At 58.8% G+C, this 19,305-nt stretch carries 14 protein-coding genes; 5 read left to right on the top strand and 9 right to left on the bottom strand.

Annotated features, from left to right (window positions below; translation table 11 throughout):
• Nucleotides 1–144 precede the first annotated feature (144 nt).
• From GGQ73_RS17155 to GGQ73_RS17145, 3 genes are all read left to right on the top strand, one after another.
• Nucleotides 145–1,971 carry an extracellular solute-binding protein gene (locus tag GGQ73_RS17155; RefSeq protein WP_183897204.1) on the top strand — a complete coding sequence of 609 codons (1,827 nt, stop codon included), beginning with the start codon at nucleotides 145–147 and terminating at the stop codon, nucleotides 1,969–1,971.
• Between the two features lie 95 nt (nucleotides 1,972–2,066).
• Complete coding sequence (locus tag GGQ73_RS17150) at nucleotides 2,067–2,738, top strand: DsbA family oxidoreductase (RefSeq protein WP_183897203.1); 672 nt, start codon at nucleotides 2,067–2,069, stop codon at nucleotides 2,736–2,738.
• Nucleotides 2,739–2,791: 53 nt separating this feature from the next.
• Complete coding sequence (locus tag GGQ73_RS17145) at nucleotides 2,792–3,736, top strand: DMT family transporter (RefSeq protein ID WP_183897202.1); 945 nt, start codon at nucleotides 2,792–2,794, stop codon at nucleotides 3,734–3,736.
• A gap of 8 nt (nucleotides 3,737–3,744) precedes the next feature.
• On the opposite strand, the gene mfd is transcribed toward GGQ73_RS17145, so the two are convergent.
• Both mfd and GGQ73_RS17135 read right to left on the bottom strand, forming a co-directional pair.
• On the bottom strand, nucleotides 3,745–7,242 hold the full coding sequence (gene mfd / locus GGQ73_RS17140; RefSeq protein ID WP_183897201.1) for a transcription-repair coupling factor: 3,498 nt from the start codon (nucleotides 7,240–7,242) through the stop codon (nucleotides 3,745–3,747).
• Nucleotides 7,239–7,556 carry a succinate dehydrogenase assembly factor 2 gene (locus GGQ73_RS17135; RefSeq protein ID WP_174153302.1) on the bottom strand — a complete coding sequence of 106 codons (318 nt, stop codon included), beginning with the start codon at nucleotides 7,554–7,556 and terminating at the stop codon, nucleotides 7,239–7,241. Before GGQ73_RS17135 ends, mfd begins: the two co-directional genes overlap by 4 nt.
• Before the next feature lie 170 nt (nucleotides 7,557–7,726).
• Between GGQ73_RS17135 and recG the strand changes: the two genes are divergently transcribed.
• Together recG and GGQ73_RS17125 are read left to right on the top strand one after the other, a co-directional pair.
• On the top strand, nucleotides 7,727–9,832 hold the full coding sequence (gene recG, locus GGQ73_RS17130; RefSeq protein WP_183897200.1) for an ATP-dependent DNA helicase RecG: 2,106 nt from the start codon (nucleotides 7,727–7,729) through the stop codon (nucleotides 9,830–9,832).
• 5 nt (nucleotides 9,833–9,837) lie between these two features.
• Nucleotides 9,838–10,095 (top strand): hypothetical protein, encoded by a 258-nt coding sequence (locus GGQ73_RS17125; RefSeq protein ID WP_183897199.1) that lies wholly within the window; start codon nucleotides 9,838–9,840, stop codon nucleotides 10,093–10,095.
• A gap of 3 nt (nucleotides 10,096–10,098) precedes the next feature.
• Here GGQ73_RS17125 and GGQ73_RS17120 read toward each other — a convergent pair whose 3' ends face one another.
• The 7 genes from GGQ73_RS17120 to GGQ73_RS17090 all read right to left on the bottom strand — a co-directional run bounded on the left by GGQ73_RS17120 (nucleotide 10,099) and on the right by GGQ73_RS17090 (nucleotide 19,142).
• A complete protein-coding gene (locus GGQ73_RS17120) occupies nucleotides 10,099–10,767 on the bottom strand; it encodes a DUF502 domain-containing protein (RefSeq protein ID WP_174153305.1) in 669 nt (222 codons plus the stop codon).
• A 179-nt stretch (nucleotides 10,768–10,946) separates the two neighbouring features.
• Nucleotides 10,947–12,773 (bottom strand): glutamine--fructose-6-phosphate transaminase (isomerizing), encoded by a 1,827-nt coding sequence (glmS, locus tag GGQ73_RS17115; protein ID WP_183897198.1) that lies wholly within the window; start codon nucleotides 12,771–12,773, stop codon nucleotides 10,947–10,949.
• A 100-nt stretch (nucleotides 12,774–12,873) separates the two neighbouring features.
• Nucleotides 12,874–14,232 carry a bifunctional UDP-N-acetylglucosamine diphosphorylase/glucosamine-1-phosphate N-acetyltransferase GlmU gene (glmU, locus tag GGQ73_RS17110; protein WP_183897197.1) on the bottom strand — a complete coding sequence of 453 codons (1,359 nt, stop codon included), beginning with the start codon at nucleotides 14,230–14,232 and terminating at the stop codon, nucleotides 12,874–12,876.
• Nucleotides 14,233–14,461: 229 nt separating this feature from the next.
• Nucleotides 14,462–15,535: a BMP family ABC transporter substrate-binding protein gene (locus GGQ73_RS17105; protein ID WP_174153308.1), complete on the bottom strand. Its 1,074-nt coding sequence runs from the start codon at nucleotides 15,533–15,535 to the stop codon at nucleotides 14,462–14,464.
• A gap of 37 nt (nucleotides 15,536–15,572) precedes the next feature.
• Nucleotides 15,573–16,493, bottom strand: coding sequence for an ABC transporter permease (locus GGQ73_RS17100; protein WP_183897196.1), 921 nt, complete (start codon nucleotides 16,491–16,493; stop codon nucleotides 15,573–15,575).
• Nucleotides 16,493–17,581 carry an ABC transporter permease gene (locus tag GGQ73_RS17095; protein WP_183897195.1) on the bottom strand — a complete coding sequence of 363 codons (1,089 nt, stop codon included), beginning with the start codon at nucleotides 17,579–17,581 and terminating at the stop codon, nucleotides 16,493–16,495. The genes GGQ73_RS17100 and GGQ73_RS17095 overlap by 1 nt, the downstream gene beginning before the upstream one ends.
• On the bottom strand, nucleotides 17,571–19,142 hold the full coding sequence (locus GGQ73_RS17090; RefSeq protein ID WP_252094038.1) for an ABC transporter ATP-binding protein: 1,572 nt from the start codon (nucleotides 19,140–19,142) through the stop codon (nucleotides 17,571–17,573). Before GGQ73_RS17090 ends, GGQ73_RS17095 begins: the two co-directional genes overlap by 11 nt.
• Nucleotides 19,143–19,305: the final 163 nt, after the last annotated feature.

The following is a 19,305-nucleotide window of genomic DNA, read 5'->3' as shown; positions in this document are numbered from 1 at the left end:
GACTTTTTAGAGAAGCCCGACAAGTTTTCTCTCGTCGGATGCCTGCCATAGTCGTGTGTGATACATTCGCGCGGGAATCAATACAAGACGGGCGAGCCGTGACGATCTGCGGATCAAACAGCCCGAATGCGACAGGACATGAACATGCGAAGCCTTTTGGCGCTCATCCCGGCCCTTCTTTTTTCAGGTCTGGCGCTGGCAGAACCACTCCACGGGATTTCGATGCATGGCACTGTTGCCCTATCATCCGATTACAAGAATTTTCCCTATGTGAACCCCAACGTGAAAAAAGGCGGTCGCATATCCTATGGCGTCGTCGGGACCTTCGATAGCCTCAATCCCTTTGTTCTGAAGGGCATGCGCACAACGGCACGTGGCGTCTGGGACCCGGAGTTCGGTAATCTTCTCTATGAGCCGCTGATGCAGCGCTCCAATGACGAGCCATTCTCGCTCTATGGCTTGCTGGCGGAAACGGCCGAGTGGGACGACGACCGCACCTACATTCAGTTCAACATCAATCCGAAAGCGAAATGGCAGGACGGCCAGCCGGTGACGCCCGATGATGTGATTTTCACCTTCAATCTTTTGAAGGAAAAAGGCCGTCCACCCTTCAATAGCCGCCTGAACGGCGTTGCGAAAATGGAGAAGATTGGCGAGCACGGCGTGCGCTTCACGTTCAACGAAAACGCGAATCGCGAAACACCGCTCATTCTGGCCTCCTCGACACCGATCCTGCCCAAGCACGCCATCGATCAGGCAACATTCGAGCAAGGCGGCCTCGGCCCCGTGGTGGGCTCCGGTCCCTACCGAATCAAAACCCTGCGCCCTGGTGAGCGCGTCGTGTGGGAGCGCAACCCGGATTACTGGGGCAAGGATGTGCCGTCCAAGGTCGGCTCTGATAATTACGACGAGATCAGCATCCTCTATTTTCTGCAGGTCACGACGATGTTCGAGGCCTTCAAGAAGGGCGATATCGACATCTACCCGGAAGGAGACGCCATCAACGGCTCGGCAGACAGCTCCCACTGGGGCCAAGCCTATAATTTCCCTGCGGTGCATCGCGGAGACATTGCCCGCGACGTTTTCGAGTCACGGCTGCCATCGGGCATGTTCGGGCTCGTGTTCAACACGAGACGCGCCATCTTTGCTGATAAGAACGTGCGCGAAGGGCTGTCTTTCGCACTCGATTTTGAATGGATGAACCGCAATATTCTCGGCGGCGCGTTCCAGCGCACGCAAAGCTATTGGCAGAACTCGGCGCTCGGCGCCTTTGGCAATGCGGCGGACGAGCGGGAACTGGCTTTGCTGGGTGATGCCGCCAGGACACTTCCACCGGCGCTGCTGGCTGGCACCTACGCCATGCCCGTCACCGATGGCTCCGGCGCCGATCGCAAGGTACTGAAGCTCGCCGTCGACACGTTGAAGGCGGGCGGTTACACGATCAAAAGCGGAAAGATGTCGGATGCCAAGGGTCGTCCGCTCGCCTTCGAAATTATGACGCAGAACCCCGCGCAGGAACGCATTGCGCTGGCCTACCAGCGTTCGCTGCGTCTCATCGGCGTGGATATGGCCATTCGCTCCGTCGATGACGGGCAGTATCAGGCACGCTCCAACAGCTTCGACTATGATATGATCATCCGCTCGCTTCCATCCTCGCTGTCGCCGGGGGCTGAACAGCTCAACCGCTGGGGCTCTGGCTCACGCGATGCCAATGGCAGCTTCAATTATGCGGGCGTTGCCGATCCTGATGTGGACCGCATGCTGGAAGCGTTGTTGCAGGCGCGCTCCACAGAGGACTTCCAGGCCGCCGTGCGTGCCTATGACCGTCTGCTGACGGCGGGGCATTACATCATCCCGCTCTATTACATCGGTGCGCAGTGGGTCGCGCGGTGGAAATATATAGAGCGCCCCGAGGCCACGCCGCTTCTGGGTAACCAGAAAACCACGTGGTGGGATGCGCGCGTTCAGTAAGGCCAGTCTGGCGGTTCTCTTGAGGTAACGCCTTGCGCAACCGCAGAGACGCCCCTAGATGGAGCGGACATTTTAAGGTTTGAAAGGGAAGCACCATGCAACGCATTGTTATCGACGTCGTCTCGGACATGGTCTGCCCATGGTGCTATCTCGGCAAGGCGCGGCTCGATCTGGCGCTGGCTGAAATTCTCGATGAAGTCAGCGTCGACGTCAACTGGCGTCCCTACCGCCTCAACCCGGACTACCCTCCGGAAGGTGTGGACCAGAAGGCAGAGCTTGAGAAGAAGCTGGGCGGCAAGGAAAAGGTGGAGCAGGCGCACGAGATGCTGACGCAGCTTGGCAAGGAAGTGGGCATCGCCTTCGACTTCGACGCTATCAAGGTCGGGCCCAACACGCTGGATGCCCACCGCCTCTCGCTTTGGGCTCACGCCGAAGGCCGCGAGTTTCAGGAAAAGGTCGTGAACGGACTGTTCCGCGCCAACTTTGAGGAAGGCCGCAATATCGGCGACCACGCCGTGCTGGCGGATATTGGTGAAAAGGCTGGAATGAGCCGCGACGTCGTGGAGAAGCTGCTGGCTTCTGACGCGGATAAGGACACAGTCGTCGCGGAAATTGATGCTGCCCAACAGATGGGTGTATCAGGTGTTCCCTTCTTCATCCTCGACCAGAAATATGCCGTCAGCGGTGCGCAGACCAAGGAAGTGCTGATTAATGCACTGCGGGATATTGCCAGATTGAAGCTGGAAGAGCATAGGGCACTGAACTGATCGTCAGCGCCTCCCTGCTGTCGATTTCCGGCCCCTAATATTTTGGTGTTTCCGTGTCCGATAGCACGTTGAAGGGAATTCTGCTCGCATTCGCAGCCTTTGCGGCCTACGCCTGGAGCGATGCGAGCGTGAAGCTCATCGAAGGGCAATTGTCGCCCATTCAGTCCGCCTTTTTTGGCGCGCTCTTTGGCCTTGCGGCCCTGCCCTTCATCCGCAAGCGCAACGACGACTGGCGCGATATTGTGCGCACCACCAACCGCCCGCTCTGGCTTCTGCGCTTCGGGACATCAGGCCTTGGTGCCATCACCTCGGTCACGGCCTTCACCCATCTATCCATGGCAGAAGCTTTCGCGCTGATCTTTCTGCTGCCCGCCTTCGTCACTATCATGTCTGTTCTGTTCCTGAAGGAACAGGTCGGGATCAAGCGCTGGTCCGCCGTCATCATCGGTTTTGCCGGTGTTCTGATTATCTTGAGACCGGGTTTCCGCGAGCTTTCGACCGGACATTTCGCGGCCATCATCGCCGGTCTTTGCGGCGCGATCTCCATCGTTATTTTCCGCGCCATGGGGCCATCGGAAAAGAATATCTCGCTTTATGGCGCGGGCTTGCTGGGAACGCTGGTCATCTGCGGCGTGGCGATGACATCGTCGTTCACCCTGCCCAATGTCGAACAATGGATGTTCCTGGCGGGCTACGGCCTTCTTGGCGCCGTCGCCAACGTGCTGGTGATGTATGCAGCGAAATACGCGCCCGCTGCGGTCATCGGCCCGACGCAATACAGCCAGATGTTGTGGGCCATTCTGTTCGGCTATCTGATCTTCGGTGATCACGTGGATAGCTGGATGCTGGTCGGCATTGCGCTCATCATCGGCTCGGGGCTGATCACGCTTATCCGCGAACGCCAGAGACATGTCGCTCTTCCAACATCGATTGCGGCGGCAGACCAGAATGTTGCCGTCGCGATGACGCCGGAGAGCGATGGGGACAAGACGCACTGATCAGTCCGTCAGCCCTTTGCCAGTTCAGCCAGCTGCGTCATCACCATGGCCGCCCCTGCCAGACGCTTCTCAGGCGTCGGCAGATCACGCGTCAGGAATACGCTGTGATCGGGCCTGATTTTCGCCATGGAACCCTGTTTGGCGATGTAGCCGACGAGTGCCGCAGGGTTCGGGAATTCCTTGTTACGGAACTGCACGACGACGCCCTTCGGCCCCGCATCCAGCTTTTCGACATTGGCCGTGCGGCAGAGCGACTTGACGTAGACGATCTTGAGAAGGTGCTGGACTTCCTTCGGCAACGGGCCGAAGCGGTCGATCATCTCTGCACCGAAACCGTCGATTTCGTTCAGATCGGTCAACTCGCCAAGGCGACGATACAGGCCCATGCGCAGATGCAGATCCGGCACGTAATTTTCCGGGATCATGACCGAAGTGCCAACCGAAATCTGGGGCGACCAGCCGGTATCGACAACATCGTCTTCGCCCTTCACCTCGGCCACGGCCTCTTCCAGCATCTGCTGGTAAAGCTCGAAACCGACTTCCTTGATATGGCCCGACTGTTCTTCACCCAGAAGATTGCCAGCACCGCGAATATCGAGATCATGGCTGGCAAGCTGGAAGCCAGCGCCCAGTGTATCAAGCGATTGCAGGACCTTCAGGCGGCGCTCCGCCATTGTCGTCAGCACCTTGTTGACCGGCAATGTGAACAGCGCGAAGGCGCGAACCTTGGACCGGCCGACACGACCACGCAGCTGGTAGAGCTGCGCCAGGCCGAACATATCGGCACGGTGGACGATCAGCGTGTTGGCCGTGGGAACATCGAGACCGGATTCGACGATGGTGGTGGAGAGCAGCACATCATACTTGCCATCATAGAAGGCATTCATGATGTCTTCCAGCTCACCCGCCGCCATCTGCCCGTGCGCGACGGCGACCTTCAGTTCCGGCACGTCGGATTGCAGGAAGGCGTGAATATCGGCCAGATCAGCCAGACGCGGGCAGACATAGAAGCTCTGGCCGCCACGATAATGCTCGCGCATCAGCGTTTCGCGGATAACCAAGGCATCGAAAGGCGAAATGAAGGTGCGCACCGCCATGCGGTCCACCGGTGCCGTCGTGATCAGCGACAGCTCGCGAACACCTGTCATGGCAAGCTGCAACGTGCGCGGAATGGGCGTCGCCGACAGCGTCAGCACATGCACGTCGCTCTTCAGCTCCTTCAAGCGCTCCTTATGCTTCACGCCAAAATGCTGCTCCTCATCGATGATGAGAAGGCCCAGATTGGCGAAGCTGATGCCAGCGCCAAGCAGCGCATGGGTCCCAACGACGATATCGGTCTTGCCCTCGGCCACTTCCTTCTTGGTCAGCGCCAGTTCCTTCGTACCGACAAGGCGCGATGCCTGCTGCACACGGATCGGCAGGCCACGGAAGCGTTCGGAGAAGGTGCGGAAATGCTGACGGGCCAGCAATGTGGTCGGCACGACGACCGCCACCTGCACGCCGTTCATGGCAGCAAGGAACGCGGCGCGGAGTGCAACTTCCGTCTTGCCGAAGCCGACATCACCGCAGATCAGGCGGTCCATCGGGCGACCGGCGCCCAGATCGTCGCGAACCGAATCGATGGCGTTTTGCTGGTCTTCCGTCTCGTCGTAGGGGAAACGGGCGGCGAACTCATCATAGAGACCATCTGGCGCAATCAGCGCTGGCGCATGGCGCACCATGCGCGCAGCGGCGATGCGGATGAGATCGCCCGCCATATCCAGAAGACGTTTCTTGAGCTTGGCCTTGCGCATCTGCCATGCGCCGCCACCCAACCTGTCGAGGTTGGCTTCCGCCGCATCCGAGCCGTAGCGCGACAGAAGGTCGATGTTTTCGACGGGTAGGAAAAGCTTGGCCTCATCGGCATAATGCAGCTCGAGACAATCACGCGGCGCACCCGCCGCCTCGATCGTGCGAAGACCAACGAAGCGACCGATGCCGTGTTCGGCGTGGACGACAAGCGAGCCCTCGTCCAGACCGGCGACTTCCGAGATGAAATCAGCTCCGCGCTTGCGGCGCTTGGATCGGCGCACCATGCGGTCGCCGAGAATATCCTGCTCACCGATGACGGCGAGATTGCCGGTTTCGAAACCGGCCTCAAGGCTCAGAACCGCAGCGGCGGCCTCGCCCTTGCCAAGCTTTTCGATCTCTTTAAACGACTGGATCGTCTTGATGTTTTCAAGGCCATGCTCATTCAGCACCTGTAACATGCGGTCGAGCGAGCCCTCAGACCAGCCGGTGATCAGAACCTTCCAGCCCTTGGAGCGTCGCTCGGCAATGTGCTTGACGGCAAGCGTGAAGACATTGACGCGCTCTTCGCTTTCGTTCTCCGTCTGCGACTTCGCCCAGCGCGGACCGACATGGGCATCCAGCGTGGCGACCGGCTTATCCCTGGAGTCCTGCTCGTTGAACGGTGTCAGACGGACTGCGTTGACGGCGTTGAGCGCCTCGTCGAAGCTCTTACCGCCGAGATAGATCTGGCTTGGCGAGACGGGCTTGTAGGGCGCTCCCTGCGTTGCGCCCTTCGTCTGGCCGGACTGTTGCCGCGCATCGAAATAATCATGTACCAGCTTGGACCGCTCGACGGCTGCTTCGCGCGCCGTGTGGTCGGTGACGATGCGAAAGCCCTTGAGATAATCGAAGGCGGTTTCCAGTTTTTCGTAAAACAGCGGCAACCAATGTTCCATGCCCGCATAACGACGCCCCTCGGACACGGCCTGGTACAGCGCGTCGTCCCTCGTCGCGGCTCCGAAGAGCGACAGATAGTTCTTGCGGAAGCGGCTGATCGTATCCGGCGTGAGGGTTACCTCGCTCATCGGGTTCAAATCAAGCGAATGGGCCTGACCGATGGTGCGCTGGCTGGCGGGATCGAAGGTGCGAATGCTTTCCAGCGTATTGCCGAAGAAGTCCAGCCTGACAGGCTCTTCCGTACCCGGAACGAAAACATCGAGAATACCGCCGCGCAGGGCGAACTCACCCACTTCGCGCACGGTCGCCACACGGTCAAAACCGTTGCGCTCCAGCCGGGCAGCAATATCCTCCATGCGGATCTGATTGCCGGGCCTGGCCGAGAAAGCGAGGCTCTCGATGACATCGCGTGGCGCCATTTTCTGCAACATGGCATTGACGGTAACAAGCACGATGGCCGGATGCGGCTTTTTCTGGTGATGGATGAGGCCGGACAATGTCGCAAGACGACGGGCCGACACATGCGCACTGGGCGACACGCGGTCGTAAGGAAGGCAATCCCAGGCAGGCAGGGTGAGAACCGGAATATCAGGTGCAACGAAGCTCAGCATCTGCTCCAAATCGGCCACGCGCTGGCCATCGGAGAGGACATAGGCAACGGGCGTGCCCTGCCGTGCCAGATCAGCCAGCAAAAAGGCTTCCGTTCCGGAGGGCACGTTGCCGATGGTCAACGGCGTATCGGCCGATGCCACCAGCCTGACATCGAATCCGGCTATCATTTTGGGCTGTGTCCGTTCTGCGCGGTGACCAGATCGAAATCTGGGCGGTAGGAAATGATCGTCATGAACAACGGCGTCTGGAATTTTTCGGGAATAGGCTGCGCGCCCGTCACCATCTGTACGAGGTCCTGATCTTCCTCGTTCATGATGGTTTCGAGCTCGTCCAATTGCTCTTCGGAAAGGTCGGCGATGTTTTCTTCGGCGAACTGGCCGAGAACAAGGTCCATTTCCCTGATACCGCGATGCCAGCACCGATAAAGAATTCGCCTGCGCCTCGGATCGAGGTCGGCGCTCGTGCGCACCAGTCCTGTCATCGCATTCACCTGTTTGTTGACTTGGCCTTTCCTATAGAACAGGACAGGAACGATTGGGAACCGGTTTTTATCGAAATATTGTCGCATCAACCAAAAACTGCCGGTGATAAATCGAGTTTATCGCAAGACCACTCTTGCATTGCGCCCGCCCTTCCACGATTTTGCTCGCCATGCGCCCCACCCTCCTCGATCCGCTGTTTGCCACCGTCGCCACGCTTGCAGGCGTCGGGCCGAAGCTTGCCGATTTGTTGGCGAAGCTCTTGGGTCGGGACAGCGTCGAGGAAAGCCGCGTTGTCGACCTCCTTTTTCACGCGCCCTACAACATCATCGACCGACGAAACCGCCCGGGCATTGCGCTGGCACTACAGGGTGCCATTGTCACCATTCAGGGACGCGTAGACCGCCACCAGCCAGCGCCGCCCGGCAACCGCTCCGCGCCGTATCGGGTGTTTCTGCATGACGAGACCGGCGAACTGGCGCTGACCTTCTTCCGTGCCAAGGGTGATTGGCTGTCCAAGGCACTGCCCGTGGACGAAGAGGTGATGGTCAGCGGCAAGATCGACTGGTTCAACGGTCGGGCTTCCATGGTGCACCCGGATTTCATGGTGAAGGTCTCGGAGGCCGAAAACCTGCCGCTGGTCGAGCCGGTCTATCCGTTGACAGCCGGGCTTTCGCCCAAGGTCTTGAGACGCGCCATCGATGGCGCACTCACCAAGATGCCGATCTTTACGGAATGGATCGATGAAGCGCTGGCCGCGCGTGAGAGCTTTCCGCATGTGGCCGATGCTTTCCGCGATCTGCACGATCCGCGTGACGCTGCCGACATCGATCCGCAGGCCCCTGCCCGCCGCCGCCTTGCCTATGACGAATTTCTGGCAGGTCAGCTGTCACTGGCGCTGGTGCGTCAACGATTGCGCAAGGTCACCGGCCAACCGATCCGTGCGAAGGGCGATTTTGCTGCCAGAATTCTGGCGAACCTGCCGTTTTCGATGACGGCGAGCCAAAGCGCTGCGGTGAAGGATATTCTGACCGACATGGCCGGCGAAGACCGCATGTTGCGTCTGTTGCAGGGCGATGTCGGCGCGGGCAAGACGCTGGTGGCGTTAATGGCCATGGCAACCGCCGTCGAGGCCGGCGGTCAGGCCGTGCTGATGGCCCCCACTGAAATTCTGGCCCGCCAGCATTTCTCGACGATTTCGAAATTCGGCACAGCAGCTGGCATTTCCTGTGCGGTTCTGACGGGGCGCACCAAAGGCAAAGAGCGGCGAGACATCGAGGAGCGCATCGCCTCCGGCGAGGCTCAGATCATCATCGGAACCCATGCGCTGTTTCAAGACAGCGTCAGCTACAAGAACCTCGTGCTGGCGGTGGTGGATGAGCAGCATCGTTTCGGCGTACACCAACGCCTGCGGCTGACCGCCAAGGGTATCTCACCACATATGCTGGTCATGACGGCAACCCCCATTCCCCGAACGCTGGTTCTGGCCGCATTCGGCGACATGGATGTGTCCAAGCTGACCGAGAAACCGGCAGGCCGCAAACCGATCACGACCGTGACCATTCCGACCGAGCGCATTGGCGATATCGTCGCCCGGCTGAAAACTGCACTATCCGAAGGCAAGAAAGCCTACTGGATCTGCCCATTGGTGGAAGAATCGGAGGAATCAGACCTGATGTCGGCAGAGGAACGTCATGCCGTTCTGTCCAAGTCACTGGGCGCTGACATTGGCCTCATCCATGGCCGCATGAGCGGGCCGGAGAAGGACGCGGCGATGCTGGCCTTCAAGACCGGCGAAACGCGCCTGCTGGTGGCGACCACTGTCGTGGAGGTTGGTGTGGACGTGCCGGATGCGACGATCATGGTCATCGAACACGCGGAGAATTTCGGCCTTGCGCAGCTTCACCAGTTGCGCGGGCGCGTGGGTCGCGGTGACGAGGCATCCAACTGCATTCTGCTCTACAAGGGTCCCCTGAGCGAAACCGGCAAGGCGCGGCTTTCCATTCTGCGCGACAGCGAAGATGGCTTCCTGATTGCCGAAGAGGATCTGAAGTTGCGCGGCGAAGGCGAGCTTCTCGGCACCCGTCAATCCGGCACGCCGGGTTTTCGTATTGCCAGCCTCGAAGCGCACGCCGACCTCCTGGAGATCGCCCGCAAGGACGCCGCCTATATCATCGAGCGTGACCCGGACCTATCAAGCGAGCGGGGCCGCAATCTGCGTACCCTGCTCTATCTCCATCGTCGTGACGAGGCGATCCGTTTCCTCCATGCAGGCTAACGATAATGAATGACATGCCCCTACCGCCCGCAGCCTTCAGCAAAGGCTACGCCCTTTGCTCGCCCGACAACCAGTTGCTGCCGGAAACCTTTGCCCAAAGCGAACGGAAGGCGATCAGCAAGACCTTCAAGAAACCGGGGCGCAAGAAAGCGTGGGCAGAGGCACAGGAAAAAGGCTGGAGCGTGCGCTTTGTCTATATGCGCGTCTTCGTGCCGGTGTTTCACTCGTCATCGACCACTGACGAAGTGTTTGACGACGAGTGATCGTCAAACCGGTGCGATGGCCTTCGGCAACTCGAAATCCGGGGCGACGAGGCCACCGGAGATCAGAAGCTTCGCTCCGTCTTCTGGCGACATCTCAAGCATGATGATCTTGTCCTTCGGCACGAACAGCAGAAAACCTGCGGTCGGAACCGGCGTCGGCGGCAGGAAAACCGCGACCATTTCCTGGCCGATTTCATTGAACCGATAAGCCACTTCGCCCTTGGCATCGGACGATACAAACACCATGGCCCATGTGCCAGGTGATGGGAATTCGATAAGGCCGACTTTTTTGAACGAGCTGGAATGTTCTTTCAAAACCGATTCGAAGAGCTGCTTGATGCTTTTGTAGATAGGCCGCACGAAGGGCATATGGTTGAGAATGGACTCGCCAAAGCCGACGATCCATTTGCCGATCAGGTTATTGCCGAGAAAGCCGATCAGCGTAATACCGATGACCGCCACCAGAAGGCCGAAACCGGGAATGGCGACATCAAAATATTGCTCGGGATCGTAGCGCGCGGGTATGTAGGGTTTAACCCAACTGTCCACCCATTGCAGGAATGTCCACACCACCCACATGGTGATGGTCACCGGTGCGAGAATGAGAACTCCGGTGAGGAAGCTGTTACGCAAGCGGGTTGCGAAAGAAATTTTGCCAGGGATTTCGGTCATGAATCCGCATAAATTCGAGAAACGTCAGGAGATGAAGACTTTCTTGAAACGGACAGTGGCGAAACGTGTTCCGCCTTTCAAGTGAATTATCGTGGCGATGTGCACTGCGAAAAATAATCCCGTTCGCAAGTGCGTTATCGCCACGTGTTCTCCGTTCAGCTGAACCGGTGTGGATGGGTCTATTCCACCGTCACCGACTTTGCCAGGTTGCGCGGCTGGTCCACATCCGTGCCCATGAAGACGGCGGTGTGGTAGGCCAAAAGCTGGATCGGCAGCGAAAAGACCATCGGGGCAATGACTTCATCCACGTTTGGCAGAACGATCGTCGCCATGGTTTCGAGCTTGGAGGCGGCAGCGCCCTTTTCGTCGGTGATAAAGATGATCTTGCCGCCGCGGGCTGCGACCTCCTGCATGTTGGACACGGTCTTGTCGAAAAAACGGTCATGCGGGGCGATGACGATGACCGGCATGTTCTCATCGATCAGCGCGATTGGTCCGTGCTTCAACTCGCCAGCGGCATAACCTTCGGCGTGGATGTAGGAGATTTCCTTGAGCTTGAGTGCACCTTCCAGCGCCAGCGGATAGCTGGTGCCGCGACCAAGGTAGAGGACATCCTTGAAGCGCGAGAGATCGCGCGACAGGGTTTCGATCTGCGGCTGGATGGCGTTCAGCACTTCGCTCATGACACGGGGCATTTCGATCAGGTGACGAACGAGGTCTGTCTCCTGCTCGGCAGTCAACGTGCCACGCGCCTTGCCAGCGGCAATGGCGAGCGACGCCAGAACGGCCAGCTGGCAGGTGAAGGCCTTGGTGGACGCGACGCCGATTTCAGGACCGGCCAGAATCGGAAACACCGCATCCGATTCGCGCGCCATGGTCGATTCGCGCACATTGACGACCGTGCCGATCTTGAGGCCGTTTTCCTGGCAATACCGCAGCGATGCCAGCGTATCCGCAGTCTCGCCCGATTGCGAAATGAAGAGTGCAGCCTGAGTCGGTGATAGCGGCATTTCGCGATAACGGAATTCAGAGGCTACGTCGATTTCGACCGGCAGACGCGCATAACGCTCGAACCAGTATTTGCCGATGAGGCCGGAAAGATAGGCCGTGCCACAAGCGGAAATGGCAAGGCCCGTGAGCTTCGAGAAATCGATGGCCGGATCGGCTGGCTTCACACGCTTTTCGGCAAAATCCACGTAATGGCTGAGTGCGTGTGAAATGACCTCCGGCTGCTCGTAGATTTCCTTTTCCATGAAGTGGCGGTGATTTCCCTTGTCCACCACATAGGCCGTGGCCTGCGAAATCTGGCGCGCACGCTGGACGGGATTGCCGGAGAAATCGACGATCTCAGCACCATTTGCGGTCAGAATCGCGCAATCGCCATCGACCAGATAGGTGATCTCATTGGTGAAGGGCGAAAGCGCGATGGCGTCCGAGCCGAGGAACATTTCACCTCGACCATAACCGATGGCGAGAGGTGGGCCGGACCGGGCCGACAACAGCGTTGCAGGATCGTCCTGAAACATAACGCCGAGCGCATAAGCGCCGGTCACCCGGTTCAGCGTGGCCAGCATGGCGGCGCGGTGGTCTAGCCCATCACGGGTGAACTTGGCGAGCAGCTGTGCCACGACTTCCGTGTCCGTCTGCGTGGTGAAGGTAGCGCCCTCTGCCGTCAACTCGTCGCGCAATTCGGAGAAATTTTCGATGATGCCATTGTGGACGACCGCCACGCCATCCACGAAATGCGGATGAGCGTTGGTCTCATTCGGCACTCCATGGGTCGCCCAGCGGGTGTGGGCAATGCCCGTGAGACCGGGTAGCGGCTCTTCCGACAGCTTCTTTTCGAGATTGAAAAGCTTGCCTTCCGCGCGGCGGCGGGCCAGCGCGCCATCATGAATTGTTGCGACGCCAGCGGAGTCGTACCCCCGATATTCCAGACGCTTGAGCGCATCCACAAGGCGCTCCGCAACCGGCTGCGTTCCAACAATACCAACAATGCCGCACATATACGTCTCCAAACCATTTTAACTAGCGGAAGTCCTAGCGATTTCCGTAAAATCCGCAATTGCGGTTGTAGTCACTTTCAGTGTCTATCCGTTACCATTGTCAGAACTTTTTCTTGGCATCCTTGATGGCCTGTGCGCGGGCACGCAAAGCATTGGCGCGACCTTCCTTGATCTCCTGACGCGCACGGCCAAAGGCCAGCGCATCGGCGGGCACATTCTCGGTGATGACGCTACCAGACGCGACATAGGCATCGTCGCCAATGCTAACGGGTGCCACCAGTGAAGAGTTGGAACCGACAAAGGCATTCCTGCCGATCCGCGTTTCGTGCTTGTTGATGCCATCGTAGTTGCAGGTGATCGTCCCTGCCCCGATATTACTGCCAGCACCCACGAAGGCATCGCCGATGTAAGTCAGGTGGTTGACCTTGGCGCCCTCGCCGATCTCGGCCTTCTTGACCTCGCAGAAATTGCCAACCTTGGAATTGGCGGCCAGATTGGCGCCGGGGCGCAACCGGGCATAGGGGCCGACCGTCGCACCACCGCTGACATGCGCGCCTTCCAGATGGGAGAACGCGTGGATGACAGCGCCCGATTCGATAGTGACACCGGGTCCGATCACCACATTCGGCTCGATCAAGGCATCCTGCCCGATTTGCGTATCCCAGGATAAAAACACGGTTTCCGGCGCGATCATCGAGACACCATCGATCATGAACTGGTGACGGGCCCGCTCCTGCCAGAGCTTTTCGATGTAAGCCAGTTCGGCGCGATTGTTGCAGCCGATCAATTCGGTTTCAGGCGCATCGATGGCAACGGATTTGCCGCCCAGAGACCGGGCGATTTCGACGATATCCGTCAAATAATATTCGCCCTTGGCATTGTTGTTGCCGATGCGCGTGAGAAGATCGAGCGCGCGGCGACCGTTGATCGCCATAAGGCCACTATTGCACCACGTGACCCTGCGCTCCTCATCGGTCGCATCCTTCTCTTCCCGGATAGCAACGAGTTCCTCATTCTCGACCAGCAGACGGCCATAGCCTGTCGGCCTCTCGGTATGAAAGCCGATGACCACGACATCGACATTCTCCGCCAGAGCCTGCCGCGCCTTGTTGAGCGTTTCAGATGTCAGCAGCGGTACGTCACCATAGGCGATCAGAACATCGTCATAGCCGCTTTCGATCGCATCCCGCGCAGCCAGAACAGCATTGCCGGTGCCCAGACGCTCTTTCTGGAGATAGGGATCGACGTTGACGCCAGCACCCCGCGCTGCATCCACCACCCTGTCCGCATCACGGCCAACCACGAGAGCGGCGGTGTTGACGCCAGCACCTGCAACAGCCTGCATCACATGCGCGATCATCGCCCGACCAGCCACCGGATGCAGCACCTTCGACATGGACGATTTCATGCGTGTGCTTTCACCAGCGGCGAGAATGACGGCAAGGCAACTGCGTTCCATTGATATCTCCGAATCTGCAATCATTGGCCGCCAATCAACGGGCGGGCTGTTTTCCCGCTATAAACGCTCAGGAATAAAGAAACCATGGAAATTGCGTGAACGCTGGAAACCTGCCGTGAGCGCGGGCCAAGAAAAAGCCGCGCCTGTTTCCGGGCGCGGCTTGGTTTGGTGATACGTGTCGGATCCTTGGGACAAGCCCGAGGATGACGATCGAGAGCAATCGAACAGCTTACTGCGGCAGCTTGTCGTCCACGCCTGCGACGTAGAAGTTGAGGCCGAGGAGAACCTTGTCTTCAGCCTTTTCGCCAGCCTTCAGCCACTCGGAGCCGTCCTGCTTCTTGATCGGACCGGTGAAGGGGTGAAGCTCGCCAGATTTGATCTTGGCTTCGGTTTCCTCAGCCATTTTCTTCACGTCGTCGGGCATGTTGGTGTAAGGTGCCATGGTCAGGATGCCGTCTTTCAGGCCGTCCCAGACCGACTCCGACTTCCATGTGCCGTCCAGAAGCGCCTGTGTGCGCTTGATGTAGTAAGCGCCCCAGGTATCGACGATCGCCGTCATCTGCGTGCTCGGACCAGCCTTGATCATGTCCGACGCCTGACCGAAGGCCTTGATGCCACGCTCCGCAGCAACCTGCATCGGTGCGGTGGTGTCGGTGTGCTGTGTCAGAATATCGACGCCCTGGTCGATCAGTGCCTTGGCAGCATCGGCTTCCTTGCCGGGGTCGAACCATGTATTGGCCCAGACAACCTTGACCTTGAACTCGGGATTGACCGACTGAGCGCCCAGAACGAAGGCGTCGATGCCCATCACGACTTCAGGGATAGGAAAGGACGCGATGTAGCCCGCGACGCCCTTCTGCGACATCTTGGCTGCGATCTGGCCCTGAATGTAACGGCCTTCATAGAAACGCGAATTATAGGTGCCGAGATTTTCAGCCGACTTGAAGCCGGTTGCGTGTTCGAACTTCACCTTCGGGAACTTCTGGGCGACCTTGACGGTCGCATCCATGAAGCCGAACGATGTCGTGAAAATCAGTTCGCAGCCGGAACGGGCCATACGCTCGATGGCGCGCTCGGCATCTGGTCCCTCGGGAACGCTTTCGAGGAACGGCGTTTCGATCTTGTCACCGAAATGCTTCTGCAGTTCCTGACGGCCGATGTCGTGCGCCTGCGTCCAGCCGCCATCGGTCTTGGTGCCGACATAAACGAAGCAGACCTTCTTGGCGTCTGCGGCTTGAGCTACGGGAACCGCGCCGACGATTGCGGCGGCGGATGCCGCCAGTGCGATGATGAGTTTCTTCATGTTTACCCCTGCTTGGTTAGTCTTTGAACCTGTTTTTTTAGCGATCCGGTACGAACGGTTTGCCGAGCGATGCCGGTGTGTTGATCAGCGTTGTGCGACGATTATGAGAGATGATGATGAGGACCACAATAGTCGCTATGTAAGGCATTGCTGAAAGAAGTTGGGACGGCACACCGATGCCAAGCGCCTGCGCGTGCAACTGTCCGATGGTGACAGCCCCGAAAAGATATCCACCCGCCAGAACCCGCCATGGCCGCCATGAGGCAAACACCACCAGCGCCAGTGCAATCCAGCCACGTCCGGCAGACATGTTTTCCACCCATTGCGGCGTGTAGACCAACGAAAGCTGCGCCCCGGCCAGGCCCGCGCAGGCACCGCCGAACATGACGGCAAGGTAACGCGTGCGGATGACGTTGATGCCAAGCGCATGGGCCGAGCCATGATTGTCGCCGATGGCGCGGATTTTCAGGCCTGTGCGGCTTTTGAACAGAAACCAGCCGATGCCGATGACGAGCGCGATCGACATGTAGAAAATCAGATCCTGCCGGAACAGCGCCGGTCCGATGACCGGAATGTCCGACAGACCAGGAAAGACAATAGGCGGCAGCTTCACGCCCGGAAGGCCGACAAAGGTTTCACCCAGCATACCGGAGACACCAAGGCCCAGCAGCGTCAGCGCCAGCCCAGTCGCCACCTGGTTCGTGACCAGCGTCAGTGTCAGGAAACCGAACAGCAGCGAGAAGACGGCACCGGATGCGATGCCGGCGACAATCCCGAGATAGGGCGAGCCGGTCAAATGGGCGGCGGCAAAGGCGCAGACCGCACCCATGATCATCATGCCCTCGACACCGAGGTTCAGCACCCCGGCACGCTCCGTCACCAGCTCGCCCAGTGCAGCGATGACCAGAGGTGTGGCCGCGGTGATGACGGTCAGAAGGATCGCCTGAAACATATCCATCATGCGGCTCCTTCGGAGTTGCTACCACGCCCGAAACGGATGCGGATCCTGTAGATGATCAACGTATCGCAGGACAAAACGAAGAACAGCATGAGCCCCTGGAAGACACGCGTGACCTTGTCGGACACACCAATGGAAAGCTGTGCCGCCTCGCCGCCGAGATAGGTCAGCGCCAGCACGAAACCGGAGGCGATGATGCCCAGCGGATTGAGGCGCCCCAGAAATGCGACGATGATGGCGGTGAACCCGTAGCCGGGCGAAATGGATGGCTGCAAATGCCCGATCGAGCCGGAAACTTCGGAAATACCCGCAAGCCCCGCCAGCGCGCCAGACAGAAGCAACGAAAACCACACCATGCCACGCGAGGAAAAGCCGGCAAACCGCCCTGCCCTTGGCGACTGGCCAAGCACGGTCACTTGAAACCCCTTGAGCATGAAACGCATCATGAACCACAGTACGATGGCAGCGATAATAGCGAAAACGATGCCCCAGTGGGCGCGGCCAGACTCGAGAATTTCCGGCAGCACGGTGCTTTCGTTGAAGGCCGTTGTCTGCGGGAAATTATAGCCCGCCGGATCACGCCAGATGCCCCGCGTCAGCCAGTCGAGAAGCAGCTGGGCGACATAGACGAGCATCAGGCTGGTCAGAATTTCATTGGTGTTGAAACGTGTCTTCAAGAGCGCGGGAATGCCAGCATATAGCGCACCACCGACAGCACCCATGACAAGCATCAGCGGCAGGATCATTGGCGACTGCCACTGGGGGTAGAGAACCGGCAGGATGGAACCAGTGATGGCGCCGATGGTGAACTGCCCTTCGGCCCCGATATTCCAGTTGTTCGAGCGATAGCAGATCGACAGGCCGACCGCGATCAGGATCAGCGGTGCGGCCTTGATCGCCAGCTCATGCAGCGACCAGACTTCCAGAAGCGGATCAATGAAGAAGCTGTAGAGCGCGCTGAAAGGGTTCTTCCCCAGAAGCGCAAACATGATGGCGCCGAAAACCAGCGTCAGCGCAAGCGCCAGGAGAGGCGACAACATGGCGAAGAGGTTGGAAACGCCGGTGCGTTTTTCGAGTTCAATCCGCATGGGCGCGAGCCTCCGCATGTCCTGCGTGAACACCGCCCATCAAAAGCCCGATCTTTTCGCGTGTCATTTCACCAGCCGGATAGGATTGCGACAAACGCCCGTCGGAAATGACGGATATGCTGGAGGCCACTTCGAAGATTTCATCCAGATCCTGACTGATAACGATAACAGCCGAACCGGCCTTGGCGAGATCGACCAGCGCCTGGCGAATGCGGCTTGCGGCCCCGGCATCCACACCCCATGTCGGCTGGTTGACGACGAGAACCGATGGCTGGCGATCAAGCTCACGCCCGACGATAAATTTTTGCAGATTACCGCCCGACAGAGAACCGGCCAGCGGATCATCACCGCTTTTACGCACGTCCATGGAGGTAGAAATGCGCTTGGCCGCATTTTTGATGGTGGAACTGCGGATGACCTTCAGAAATCCACCGCTGAGGAACGCTTTCTGGTCGGAACGACAGCGAGCCAGAAGCAGATTGTCCGACAGCGTCATGGTTGGCACAGCCGCATGGCCATGGCGTTCTTCGGGCACAAAACCGGCCCCCAGCAATCGACGGCCATTGATATTAGTGCGCCCCACCGGCTTTCCGCGCAGGAAAATCGCTTCGTTGTGGGCCACAGGATATTCACCCGAGAGAGCATCGAACAGCTCGCCCTGCCCATTTCCGGCAACCCCGGCGATGGCGAGAACCTCGCCGGAGCGGACTTTCATCGTAATATCTTTGAGGGAAACGGCGAACGGCGTGCGGGCTGAGACTGAGAGGCCAGCGATCTCGACAGCCACGTCACCAATGACGCCATCATCAGCACGCTGAATGCTCGCCACATCCGCGCCCACCATCATCCGCGCCAACGACGACGGCGTTTCCTTGCGCGGATCGCAGGAACCCGTCACCTTGCCGTGGCGCAGCACGGTCGCGCGGTCGCAAATGCGCTGCACCTCTTCCAGCCGGTGACTGATATAAAGAACAGAACGCCCCTCGGCCTTCAGCTTCGCCAGCGTTTCGAACAGGCGATCCGCCTCCTGTGGCGTCAAAACGGAGGTCGGTTCGTCCAGAATGATCAATCGCGGATTTTGCAGCAGCGCGCGCACGATCTCGATACGCTGACGCTCTCCCACCGAAAGATCGGCGACATGGGCGTAAGGGTCGAGCGGCAGACCATAGGCCCTGGATAGCGCTTCCGCCTCGCGGGCAATTTCCTTCAGTGAAATTTTAGGATCCAGCGACAACGCGATGTTTTCGGCGACCGTCAGCGCCTCAAACAGGGAGAAGTGCTGGAACACCATGCCGATGCCGAGTCGGCGCGCCTCGCCCGGAGACCCGATGCGAACCGCCTCATCCTTCCAGACGATCTCGCCTGCCGATGGCTCCAGCACACCGAACAGCATCTTCACCAGCGTGGATTTGCCCGCGCCATTCTCACCCAGAAGCGCGTGAATTTCACCGGGCACAATATCGAGATCGATAGAATCGCATGCGGCGAACGTTCCAAACAGCTTGGTCAGCTGGCGAACGGACAAGAGAGGCAAAACCCCAGACGTCACCGATTCCGTCACCTGTTCCCCTTTTCCAACCCACCCTCGCACTTTCTTTGAAGTGTTGAACGACTGGACTGATCATCATGCACTAAAATTGGGCAGTGCCCTTAATTGGTACTAGATACCGGTTTTGATGCTGTGCACAACTCTAAAAAGCGTCCAGACGAAGGTTTTGAACGAC

The sequence above is a fragment of the Rhizobium skierniewicense genome (assembly GCF_014196515.1).
In the GTDB taxonomy this organism is placed as follows: Bacteria; Pseudomonadota; Alphaproteobacteria; order Rhizobiales; family Rhizobiaceae; genus Agrobacterium; species Agrobacterium skierniewicense.
The sequence above is the reverse complement of the archived record's forward strand: the minus strand, read 5'-3'. Positions and strand labels throughout refer to the sequence as shown.